The sequence below is a fragment of the Microbacterium ginsengisoli genome (assembly GCF_000956535.1).
GTDB classification, from domain to species: Bacteria; Actinomycetota; Actinomycetes; order Actinomycetales; family Microbacteriaceae; genus Microbacterium; species Microbacterium ginsengisoli.
In genome coordinates this window covers 1-10,324 of record NZ_JYIY01000034.1, presented here as the reverse complement: position 1 = coordinate 10,324, position 10,324 = coordinate 1, and the positions used below count along the sequence as shown (strand labels likewise).

Genomic DNA, 10,324 nt, shown 5'->3' with positions numbered 1-10,324 from the left:
CCCGGCCGCCCCGGCGGCCGGGGCGGCGGGCTCGACGATGCGCAGGGCGGGGCGGGCGACGGGAGAGTCAAGAAGGGCGGAGTTCGACATGGGATGAGTCCTCGGGGAGGGAACCGGGCGTGTGCCTCGCGGTTCGGTGCGTGGTGTCGTGTGGGCCGCGGGTCGCGGCCGAGGTGCGGCATCCTGATCGACGATGTCCGGCCGATCGGATGCGGGGCGCGGATCTCCGTTCAGAAGGAGTCCGGGTGCCGACGGGGTGGCCGTGTCAGCGGCACATTCGACAACACATGACAGCGCGAGCCGGCATCATCATGCCAGCGGTCCCGTTCGCCTCCCAGGCGGACAGAAGCTTCGCGTTGTCAGTCATGGGGTCGATTATCACCCTCGGTTTCACGGGGTGTCAAACCGCGCAAAGCCGCACGGTCCCGCATGAACAAATGTGACGAAACGCGCCGTCACGACCGGATCGGCCGCGCAGATCGGCGGCATGCGGCATCCGAGATAAATTGCACACAATTCAATTGTGTGCGAGGATCGAGCCGTGCAGCCCTCCGTCGACATGCTCTGCTTCGCGCTCTACAGCGCCGCGCGCGCGACCACCCAGGCCTACCGGTCGCTGCTCGAGCCCCTCGGGCTCACCTATCCCCAGTACCTCGTGCTCGTGCTGCTCTCCGACGACCGCGCCCGCACCGTGAGCGAGATCGGCGACGAGCTCAGCCTCGACTCCGGCACGCTCTCGCCGCTGCTTCGCCGCATGGAGCAGGCGGGGTTCGTGACGCGCAGCCGCCGCGCGCGCGACGAGCGCGTCGTCGAGATCGGGCTCGCCGACCGTGGCCGCGAGGTGCGCGCCCAGCTCGCACCTGTGGCCGAATGCGTCTTCGACGCGATGGGGCTCGGCGCCGAGAACGGCATCGCACTGCGCTCTCAGCTGCACGCCCTCACCGCCGCCCTGCAGGCGGCCCCCGATCTTCACCCGGCCCTCGCCGGGTGACGCCGCCGGGACACGCCCGGCCCCCGCGAGCATCCGCTCGCCCTCGGAAGGAGAACCCATGGAGACCCTCTACACCGCCGAAGCCCTCTCGACAGGAGGCGGACGCTCGGGCCACGTGCGCACGACCGACGGCGTGCTCGACCTCGACCTCGCCGTGCCCGCCTCGATGGGCGGAGCCGGAGGTGCCGCCGCCAACCCCGAGCTGCTCTTCGCCGCCGGCTACGCCGCCTGCTTCCACGGCGCACTGCAGGCCGTCGCCCGTGCGCAGAAGGTCTCTATCCACGACACCGCGGTCGGCTCCAAGGTCTCCATCGGCCCGAACGGGCAGGGCGGCTACCAGCTCGCCGTCGAACTCGAGGTGGTCATCCCCGAGCTCGACCGCGACGCCGCGCAGGCCCTCGCCGACGCCGCCCACCAGGTCTGCCCCTACTCGAACGCGACCCGCGGGAACATCGACGTCGTCGTGCGCGTTGTCGAAGACTGACACTGACCCGCGCCGAGGAGGACGTCATGGCTGACCTGCGATACCAGGACGAGAAGGATGCCTCGCGCTACGCGCTCTACGACGGCGATTCGCTCGTGGCGGTCATCGACTACGCCGACGACGGCTCGACAGTGGCGATGACGCGGGCCTTCACCATCCCGACCTTCCGCGGCAAGGGGTATGCGGGCGTGCTGACCGAGCACGCCATCGCCGACCTCGAGCAGCGTGGCGACCGCAAGGTGAGCCCGGTGTGCTGGTACGTGGCCGAGTGGTTCGAGAAGAACCCGGACCGCGCCGGTATCGTCGCCGCCCGCTGACACCTCTGACAGACGACGGATGCCCCGGACCTCGATGGTCCGGGGCATCCGTCGTCTGTCACCGTGAGACGAGGATCAGGCCACGCAGGTCTTCCACCAGGGTGAGTCCGTGATCTTCTCGGCGCGGTCCTTCACGACCGTGCCGTAGTCGCCCGCGGCGGCCTTGTCGGCCACGTTCTTCAGCGCCGCCTCCCGCGCCGAGCCGGCGGGCTGCTGCAGCGCCGCGCGCACATCCTGCTTCAGTGCGGCCGGCGCGCGATCGAACCAGCCGTGCGGGCGTGCACCGGCGTTCTTCGCCCAGGTCTGCACCTCGGTGCCGTAGTGGCCGTCGAGCGCCTCGTTCTTGATCGTCTCGAACGCGGCCTTCCGTTCGGCGCCCGCCGGCAGCGCGCGCGCCGCCTTCAGGTCGTTGCGCAGCTGCTCGGGGAGCTTCGCCCACAGCGCGCCGAGGCGACCGCGGGCGTTGCAGTCGGGTGTCGACGGCGACGCCGACGCGCTCGCCGACGCGGTGGGGGTGGGGGTCGTGGCGGTGGTCGAGGCGAGCGCGGGTGCGGCGAACGCGACCGCCGTGCCGACGACGAGCGCGCCGGCACCGCCGATGAGCCAGGTGCGGACGGACATGGGTGCTCCTTTCGTCCCCGGCGCCGACCATCGGCCCGAGGTGTCTCCCACGGTTCCCGATCTGCGTGAACGCGGTGTCCGCGCTGTGTTCGAGGAATGTAAGGTGTCGCGGATCGGGCGGGCCGCGGCATCCCGATCGGTATTGAATGGGCGCATGGAGCCCGCCGCCGACCGAGGACTCGTGCTGATCGCCGAGGACGAGCCGGCCATCGCCGACATCGAACGGCTCTACCTCGGCAATGCGGGCTTCGGGGTGCACGTGGAACGCGACGGGGATGCCGCGCTCGCCGCGGTGCGGCGGCTGCGGCCGGTGGCGATCGTGCTCGACGTGGGTCTTCCCGGTCTCGACGGCATCGAGGTGTGCCGGGCGTTGCGCGCCGACGGGGACTGGACCCCGGTCATCTTCGTGACCGCTCGCGACGACGAGGTCGACCGTGTGGTCGGACTCGAGCTCGGCGCCGACGACTACCTCACCAAGCCGTTCTCGCCGCGGGAGCTCGTCGCCCGCGTCAAGGTGCTGCTGCGCCGGCGCGCGGCGCCCGCCTCCCGCGTCCACGCGCTCGGCCGGGTGCGCATCGACGAGACCCGCCGCCGCGTCGAGGTCGACGGTGAGGATGTCGCGCTGACGGCGACCGAGTTCGAGCTGCTCGCCTACCTCGCCGCCTCGCCCGGCCGCGTCTACACGCGTGAGCAGCTGCTGTCGGCGGTGTGGGGGCAGGCCGACTACGGCGGCGGCCGCACCGTCGACGTGCACGTCGCGCAGCTGCGCGCCAAGCTCGGCGAGGCGAGCCCCATCGCGACCGTGCGCGGGGTGGGGTACTCCGCCGACGAGGAGCCCCGATGACCGCCGCCGTGCCGCCCGCGCCCGTCGCCCCGCCCCGGCCGCGGCGACGGCCCGGCACCCTGCGTACGCGCATGACGCTCGTCATGCTCGCCGTCGTCGGGCTCGCCGTCATCGTCACGGGCGTGATCACGGTGCCGGTCGTCCGCAGCTCGACGGTCGGCGTCGCGCAGGACCGCCTCGCCGCGCAGGTAGACCTCATCGCGGGGCTCGATCGCGTGCCGGCCGGGCTCGACGGGTCACAGACCGAGTCCGCCACCGGCGGCACCCTGTTCGCCGTCATCGACGCCCCCGGCACAGGTGCCGCCCGCGGCCCCGGACGCACCTACGCGACCGATGTCGTGCGTCAGGCTCTGGCGTCGACGGGCACCTACTCCGGCACGGTACGTGGCGCCGCGGGCCCCGCCCTCGTCGAGGCCCGGCGCACGAGCGCGGGCTTCGATGTGGTCGCCGCGCTGCCGATGCGCGACCTCGACCCGGCCCTCGGACAGGTGACCTTCCGCGTGCTCATCGCCCTCGCCGTCGCCCTCGCGGCGGCCGCGATCGCCGCCGTGCTGCTCGCGCGATGGCTCAGTCGCCCGCTCGCGGCGACCGCCCGCGCCGCCCGGCGGCTCGCGGCCGGCGAGCGGGGCGTCGACGTGCCGGTCGCGGGGCCGGCCGAGACATCCGAAGTCGCTCTCGCCCTGCGCGCGCTCGACCATGCGCTCGCCACGAGCGAAGGGCGCCAGCGCGAATTCCTGCTGTCGATATCGCACGAGCTGCGCACCCCGCTCTCGGCGATCCGCGGCTACGGCGAGGCCCTCGCCGACGGCGTCATCGACCCCGCGGCCACCGCCGACGCCGGCCGCGTGCTCGTCACCGAGACCGACCGACTCGACCGCTTCGTCGCCGACCTGCTCGAGCTCGCCCGCCTCGAGGCCGACGACTTCAGCATCGAGAGAGTGGATGTCGCAGCCGCCGACCTCGTCGCGCAGGTCGACGAGGCCTGGGCCGCGCGCGCCGCGACCGTGCCGGCGGTGCTGCGCACCCGGGTGGGCGCCGATGCCGGCGTGCTCAGCGCCGACCCGAACCGCATGCGCCAGGTGCTGGACGGACTCGTCGAGAACGCGCTGCGCGCGGTGCCCGCGGGCGGTGAGGTCGTCGTGGTCGCCGCCGCCGACCCCGCCGGCGTGCGGTTCGAGGTGAGCGACACGGGGCCCGGCCTCGACGCCGGCGACCTTGATGTCGCGTTCGACCGCGGGGTGCTGCGCTCCCGCTACCGCGACACGCGCGCCGTGGGCACCGGGCTCGGACTCTCGATCGCCGCACGTCTGGTCACCCGGCTCGGCGGGACGGTCTCCGCCCGCGCCCGCGACGGCGGCGGAGCCGTGTTCACCGTGCTCCTGCCGCGCGGCTGAGCACCGCTACCGCTCCCGCCCGGTCCGGATCGACCTCCCGCGCGCGCGGGAGCCCGCTCACGCACGTGCGAACGCGACGATGCGGGCCGCGGCGGCCGCGGCATCCTTGATCATCGTCTCGTGCCCGTGTCCGGAGAGCTCGACCAGGTGCGCGTCGGGGATCTCCTCGACCACGAACCGGCACCAGTCGTGCGGCGACACCGGGTCGCCCTCACCGCGGATAACGAGGGTCGGCGCCACGATGCGCGAGTACGACTCCTCGGGCCGGTGTGCGAGCATCGCCCGCATCTTGCGTCGCAGGTTCGGACCCGCTCGCAGATACTCGCGGGCGCCGCGCACGAGCACGATCGGGCTCTCACCCCAGAGGTCCTGTGCGAGCCGGCCGAGCTGGCGCACAGCCGACCGCTCGGCGATGTTGATCGTCGGGGCACACAGCACGAGTCGCCAGACGAGCATCGGATGCCGCGTCGCGACCTCGGTGGCCACCTGCGAGCCCATCGAGTGCCCGAGCAGCACGACGCGACCGTGCGCCCGGTCGAGACCCCGGTGCCGGAGGAATGCGGCGACGAGGTCGGCCATGCGCTCGATCGTCGGGGTGCGGGGCGGCTCGGGCGCCTCGCCGTAGCCGGGGAGGTCGAGCGCGATCACCTGTCCGCTCTCCCGCAGCCGCACCGCCAGATCGGCGAAGACACTGCGGCCCATGCCGATGCCATGCACCAGCACGTAGGCGACCGGCCCCTCGCCCTGCTCCTCGACGACCAGGGTGGACCCGTCGTGCGTGAACGTATACGGCGCGGCGTCGCGGGAGTCTCCGTCGGGCAGCTCGGCGGTCACCATGGGACAGACGCTATCCGGCGCGTGTGACACGCAGGTGACGGGAGGGCGACCCGGTGCCCTCAGTCGGCGGCGGGCCAGGGTCCTTCGGCGACGACCGTGGCGAGATCGGGTCCGAAGGTGAAGGATGCCGCCACCCGCCCCCCGTCGAGCACGCCCGGCAGCCAGCGCTTCGCGTCGTCCCACATGCGCGTGAACGGCACCTGGTCGACGCGGAACCAGGCCGGCACGATCTCGTCGGTCTCGACGGGCTCACCCTGCCAGACGCGGCCGACGAACACGTGCGAACGCTGCGACCACGACGGTTCGTCGGGGAAGAGGTAGTCGAGCACGCCCACCGCGGTGAGATCGGCGCCGTCGACGACGAGCCCGGTCTCCTCGTGGATCTCCCGCACCGCGCCCTCGACGAGCGTCTCGCCTTGCTCGACCTTCCCGCCGATGCCGACCAGCCGGCCGAGGCCGAGACCGGTGCGTTTGAATCCGAGCAGCACCTCGGGTCCTTCCACGCCCTCGCGCAGAAGGAACGCGACGCACACGACCGGCAGCTCCACCCTTCCGAGCGTACGGCGCCGCGGGACGCCCCGATGACGCAGCTATGCGGCGTGGACGAGGGGGAATCTCCGAGGCTCGAGACGCGCCTCAGCCCGCGACGCCGGCGGTCGGCACGGCGGCGGCCACCGCGGAGCGTGAGCGCACGCCCAGGCGGGTGAACATCGCGGCGATGTGGTTCTCCACGGTCTTCTCGCTGAGGCCGAGGTCGTGGGCGATCTCGGCGTTGCGCCGACCGTCGGCGATGAGTCCGGCGATCTCCCGCTGGCGGGGGCTCAACGCGCTCAGATCCGTGCCGTGGCTGGAGCCGATCCGCGCGGCCAGCGAGACGCGGGAGCGGGCTCCGGTGATCTCGAGCATGTCGGAGATGTGCGCCTGGACGGTGCGCGGCGACAGGAACAGGGCCTCGGCGATCGCCCTGTTGCTGTGCCCCTCGGCCAGGAGCGCCCCGATCTGCCGCTGCCGTGCGGTGAGCATGACGATCTCGCCGGTGAGCTCCGGGTGCGTCTCCCGCAGGCGACGCCACCGTCGTGCGGCGACCAGGCGCACCGATTCCAGGCCGTACGCGTCCGCCTCCGCCGCCACCTCGGCGAGCAGGCGCGCCGCCGACGCCGGGTCGTCGTCGGCGATCGCCGCGGCGTGCACGAGCTTGCCGCGCATGACCTCGGTGTGGGCTCCCGCGCCCTCGTCGAGCCGGATGGCCGCGAGCGCGAGCGTGCGCGCGTCGTCGCGGTGTCCGTCGGAGGCCGCCACGATGCTCTCGGCGCGGGCGACGGATGCCGCGGCCACCGGGAAGCGCGCGAGGTGCGCGGCGCGTGCCACCTGGCTTTTCGCGCTCGCGAGGTCTCCGCGTTCGAGGCTCGCCTCGATGAGCAGTTCGAGTCCGAACGCTTGATCCCACAGCTTCGAGCGTTCGAGGTCGGCGCCCGCGATCGCCACGAGCACCCCGGCGGCGCGCTGCAGCTGTCCGAGGGCGCGCATGCCCCAGGCCACATAGAAGCAGGCGCCGACCGAGAGGTAGTTCACGTCGCCGCGGGTACGTCGGAGCACTCCGCCCGCGAGTCGCTCGAACCCGATCCGGTCGGCCCGGCCGGCGGCGGCGAACGCGGCGATCGCCGCCACGACGGCATGGGCTCGCGCGGGCACACGGGCGCCGGCGTGCGAGATGGCATCGAGCACGCCGCGGGCCTGGTCGGTGTGCCCCTGGAACGCGAACGAGCGGGCCAGCAGCAGCTGCAGCGTCAGCGCGGCGCCGTCGACGGGGCCGTCGGGGGTGGCGGAGATCTGTCCGGGCGCCAGCCCCGTCGCCCGCAGGATCGGCGGGATCGCCGCGAACGCTCCCGCACTCATGGCGGCCTCGGCGAGCAGGTAGCAGGCGAGAAGATGACCTCGCCCGGGCGCGGCGAGCGTCGCGACGATCTCAGGCAGTCGGATGCCGCGCCGTGCCGCGTGATCGGTGCCGACCATCGCATCGCACATCAGCAGGGCCGCGGCCGCGAGGCGGCGCACGTCGCCCGGAGCATCGGTGGCGGCATCCCAGGCGGCGTCGGCCTCGTCGATCGCCACCGGGAACCGGCAGGCGACTACCGCGGCGATGGCGCAGGCGACGCCCAGCAGGGCGGCATCCGCCGGTGATCCCGCATCCGAGCGCTGGCGTCGGAGCGTGTCGTGCAGCGTCCCCGCGTCGCCCGCGAATGCCGCACGCAGCACGTCGTCGACCACCGCCCACATCTGCGCGTGCGCGTCTCCCGCGGCGCTCATATCCCCTGCCGTCTCCGTCCGTCGGCGGACGGTTGCCCCCAGTACGACCTGCCGCGTTCGGCAGGATCTCACGGCTGTCGGGCGCGGTCGCCATCGACCTTCCTTCAGTATGCCTGAATACGCCGAATCCCCTATGCAACGGATTCCGTCGGACGCATAGTCTCTCGGCGCGGTCGGCGATCGGGCGGCTCGGCCCCCAAGAGCCGCTCGGTCGTCGATCGTCCTGAGGCATCATGCCCTGCGTGCATTTTGGGGGCGTCGGGACGGTGTCGCAGGTCGCCCCGGACGGTGTGTGGGACCGCCCGGGGCGTCTCCGTCTTCGCGCGCGGCACAGGGTGAGCGGATCGCCGGCGGTGTCGGAGCGACGCCGTAGCGTGGAGGTCATGCGCATCCTGCACACGTCCGACTGGCACCTCGGTCGTACGTTCCACGGCACGAGCACTCTCGCCGCGGTCGAGACCGTGCTGCGGGCGATGATCGCTCAGGTGCGCGAGCAACGCGTCGACCTCGTCGTCGTCGCCGGCGACGTCTTCGACTCCGTGACCCCGGCCGCCGCGACCTACGCCCTTCTCACCGAGACGCTGCTCGACCTGCGCGATGCGGGGGCGAGTGTGATCGTGACCAGCGGCAACCACGACTCCGCCGCCCGGCTCGGGTTCCAGGCGCCGCTGCTGCGCGAGGGCATCCGAGTGCTCACCGACCCCGCGCGTCTCGCCGAGCCCGTCACCGTGCACGATGCCGACGGGCCCGTGCACGTCTACGGCATCCCGTTCCTCGAGCCCTCGCTCGTGCGACACCTGTGGCCGGATATCCCGACGCGCACGCAGCACGACGTGCTCGGTCACGCCATGTCGCTCGTGCGCGACGATCTCGCGCAGCGCGGGGGGCGCAGCATCCTGCTCTCGCACTGCTTCGCGGCCGGCGTCGACGCCACTCCCGGCGTCGAGCGCGACATCACCCAGGGGGGCATCGACCTCGTTCCGCTGTCGGTCTTCGACGGTCCCGACTACGTCGCCCTGGGGCACATCCACGGGCGGGCGACGCTCAGCGAGCGGGTGCGCTACAGCGGCGCCCCGCTGCACTACAGCTTCGGCGAACGCGACAAGCCGCGCGGCGCCTGGCTCGTCGACCTCGACGCGGCGGGTCTCGCCGCGGTGACCTGGCTCGATCTTCCGGTGCCCCGTCGCCTCGCCGTCGTGCGCGGCACCTTCGACGAGCTTCTCTCCGATCCGCGCTTCGACGTCGACGAAGACGCCTGGGTCAGCGCCGAATACACGGATGCCGCGCCTCAGCCCGATCCGATGCGACGGCTGCGCGAGAGATTCCCGTGGTGCGCGACCGTCGCGCACACGCCCGCCGGCGGCCGCTCGGGCGAGCGCACCGACTACGGCGCCCGCGTGCGTGCCGCCCGTGACGACGTGCAGCTGGTTGACTCCTTCCTCGCGCACGTGCGCGTCGGGGAGGGGCTGAGCGACGACGAACGAGCGGTCCTCGCCGACGTGCTGGCGGAGCGGTCGGCGACGGAGGCGGCGCGGTGAAGCTCCACAGCCTCGAGCTCGAGGGCTTCGGACCGTATCGCGAGCGCCAGCGCGTCGACTTCGACGCGTTCGACGCCGACGGTCTGTACCTCATCACCGGTCGCACCGGGGCGGGCAAGTCGAGCATCCTCGACGGCGTCTGCTTCGCGTTGTTCGGTGCGGTCCCTCGTTACGAGGCGGGTGACAAGCGCCTGCGCAGCGATCACAGCGGCCCGAACGACATCACCGAGGTCGCGCTGGAGTTCTCGGCGGCGGGCGAGCGCTGGCGCATCGTGCGGGCGCCCGACTACGAGCGGCCGAAGCAGCGCGGTGAGGGCGTCACGCTCGAGAAGGCGCGGGCCGAGCTCGCCCGGTGGGACGGTACCGGATGGCGGGGCGTGGCGGCAGGGCCGCGCGACGTGGGGGTCATGCTCGCCGAGGTGGTCGGGCTCACGCAGGCGCAGTTCCTGCAGGTGATCCTGCTCGCGCAGAACCGATTCCAGCGGTTCCTGCTCGCCCGCAACGACGAGCGGCAGGAGCTGCTGCGCACCCTCTTCGACTCCCGCAGTTACGACGATCTGACGCGCCGCCTCGACGAGGGGCGCAAGTCGGCGCGCGACGCGCTCGACCGCGGTGCCGACGCCGTCGCGCTCGTGCGCCGGCAGGCCGCCGAGCTGATCGCGCGCGAGGGGTGGGGCGGCGATCCCGTCGCTGCCGATGCCGCTGCTGACTCCGACCTAGAGGCAGCCGATCTCGACGCCTCCGATCTCGAGGGTGCCCTCGCCCGCGCGGCGGATCGGCGTGCCGCGATCGCGCAGACGGCGGTGACGGCGGATGCCGCGGCGGTCGCGGCATCCGATGCCCTCGCCGACGCGCGCCGGATCACCGACCAGCAGACCGAGCGGGCCGCGCAACGGCGGCGAACGGCCGAGCTCGCCGCGGCGGAGCCCGCCATCGAGGTATCGCGCACCGAGCTGCGGCGGGCGCTCGCCGCCGAGGCGCTGCGCGAAGT

11 protein-coding genes are annotated in these 10,324 nt (G+C 73.0%); 7 read left to right on the top strand and 4 right to left on the bottom strand.

The genetic code is table 11. From position 1 onward, the window contains the following. The first annotated feature begins 541 nt into the window (after positions 1-541). The 3 genes from RR49_RS00615 to RR49_RS00605 are packed head-to-tail and all read left to right on the top strand — an operon-like array spanning position 542 to position 1,792. Positions 542-991 (top strand): MarR family winged helix-turn-helix transcriptional regulator, encoded by a 450-nt coding sequence (locus tag RR49_RS00615; protein WP_048809495.1) that lies wholly within the window; start codon positions 542-544, stop codon positions 989-991. 58 nt (positions 992-1,049) lie between these two features. Continuing rightward, the gene (locus tag RR49_RS00610) at positions 1,050-1,475 is read left to right on the top strand and encodes an organic hydroperoxide resistance protein (RefSeq protein WP_045245820.1); all 426 of its coding nucleotides are present in this window, start codon (positions 1,050-1,052) and stop codon (positions 1,473-1,475) included. A gap of 26 nt (positions 1,476-1,501) precedes the next feature. Then, positions 1,502-1,792 carry a GNAT family N-acetyltransferase gene (locus RR49_RS00605; protein ID WP_045245819.1) on the top strand — a complete coding sequence of 97 codons (291 nt, stop codon included), beginning with the start codon at positions 1,502-1,504 and terminating at the stop codon, positions 1,790-1,792. Positions 1,793-1,867: 75 nt separating this feature from the next. Here RR49_RS00605 and RR49_RS00600 read toward each other — a convergent pair whose 3' ends face one another. Then, positions 1,868-2,413: a hypothetical protein gene (locus RR49_RS00600; protein ID WP_045245818.1), complete on the bottom strand. Its 546-nt coding sequence runs from the start codon at positions 2,411-2,413 to the stop codon at positions 1,868-1,870. A gap of 154 nt (positions 2,414-2,567) precedes the next feature. On the opposite strand from RR49_RS00600, the gene RR49_RS00595 reads away from it, so the two are divergent. Together RR49_RS00595 and RR49_RS00590 are read left to right on the top strand one after the other, a co-directional pair. Then, positions 2,568-3,257, top strand: coding sequence for a response regulator transcription factor (locus RR49_RS00595; RefSeq protein ID WP_045245816.1), 690 nt, complete (start codon positions 2,568-2,570; stop codon positions 3,255-3,257). Further along, positions 3,254-4,651 (top strand): sensor histidine kinase, encoded by a 1,398-nt coding sequence (locus RR49_RS00590; protein WP_045245815.1) that lies wholly within the window; start codon positions 3,254-3,256, stop codon positions 4,649-4,651. The genes RR49_RS00595 and RR49_RS00590 overlap by 4 nt, the downstream gene beginning before the upstream one ends. Positions 4,652-4,708: 57 nt before the next feature. On the opposite strand, the gene RR49_RS00585 is transcribed toward RR49_RS00590, so the two are convergent. From RR49_RS00585 to RR49_RS00575, 3 genes are all read right to left on the bottom strand, one after another. After that, entirely contained in the window at positions 4,709-5,488 is a 780-nt protein-coding gene (locus RR49_RS00585; RefSeq protein WP_045245814.1) for an alpha/beta fold hydrolase, read from the bottom strand. A gap of 59 nt (positions 5,489-5,547) precedes the next feature. Then, positions 5,548-6,036 (bottom strand): 8-oxo-dGTP diphosphatase, encoded by a 489-nt coding sequence (locus tag RR49_RS00580; RefSeq protein WP_045245813.1) that lies wholly within the window; start codon positions 6,034-6,036, stop codon positions 5,548-5,550. A gap of 88 nt (positions 6,037-6,124) precedes the next feature. Further along, the gene (locus tag RR49_RS00575) at positions 6,125-7,795 is read right to left on the bottom strand and encodes a helix-turn-helix transcriptional regulator (protein ID WP_045245812.1); all 1,671 of its coding nucleotides are present in this window, start codon (positions 7,793-7,795) and stop codon (positions 6,125-6,127) included. 383 nt (positions 7,796-8,178) lie between these two features. Between RR49_RS00575 and RR49_RS00570 the strand changes: the two genes are divergently transcribed. Together RR49_RS00570 and RR49_RS15545 are read left to right on the top strand one after the other, a co-directional pair. Beyond that, a complete protein-coding gene (locus RR49_RS00570) occupies positions 8,179-9,333 on the top strand; it encodes an exonuclease SbcCD subunit D (RefSeq protein ID WP_045245821.1) in 1,155 nt (384 codons plus the stop codon). Next, positions 9,330-10,324 (top strand): AAA family ATPase (locus RR49_RS15545; RefSeq protein ID WP_045245811.1); only part of this gene is annotated, 995 nt, incomplete at its 3' end. The genes RR49_RS00570 and RR49_RS15545, both read left to right, overlap by 4 nt.

Bases quoted from the DNA above. Each gene is read 5' to 3' on its own strand.
- RR49_RS00595 (WP_045245816.1), top strand. From the start codon at position 2,568: ATGGAGCCCGCCGCCGACCGAGGACTCGTGCTGATCGCCGAGGACGAG.
- RR49_RS00590 (WP_045245815.1), top strand. From the start codon at position 3,254: ATGACCGCCGCCGTGCCGCCCGCGCCCGTCGCCCCGCCCCGGCCGCGG.
- RR49_RS00600 (WP_045245818.1), bottom strand. From the start codon at position 2,413: ATGTCCGTCCGCACCTGGCTCATCGGCGGTGCCGGCGCGCTCGTCGTC.
- RR49_RS00605 (WP_045245819.1), top strand. From the start codon at position 1,502: ATGGCTGACCTGCGATACCAGGACGAGAAGGATGCCTCGCGCTACGCG.
- RR49_RS00570 (WP_045245821.1), top strand. From the start codon at position 8,179: ATGCGCATCCTGCACACGTCCGACTGGCACCTCGGTCGTACGTTCCAC.
- RR49_RS00575 (WP_045245812.1), bottom strand. From the start codon at position 7,795: ATGAGCGCCGCGGGAGACGCGCACGCGCAGATGTGGGCGGTGGTCGAC.
- RR49_RS00585 (WP_045245814.1), bottom strand. From the start codon at position 5,488: ATGGTGACCGCCGAGCTGCCCGACGGAGACTCCCGCGACGCCGCGCCG.
- RR49_RS00610 (WP_045245820.1), top strand. From the start codon at position 1,050: ATGGAGACCCTCTACACCGCCGAAGCCCTCTCGACAGGAGGCGGACGC.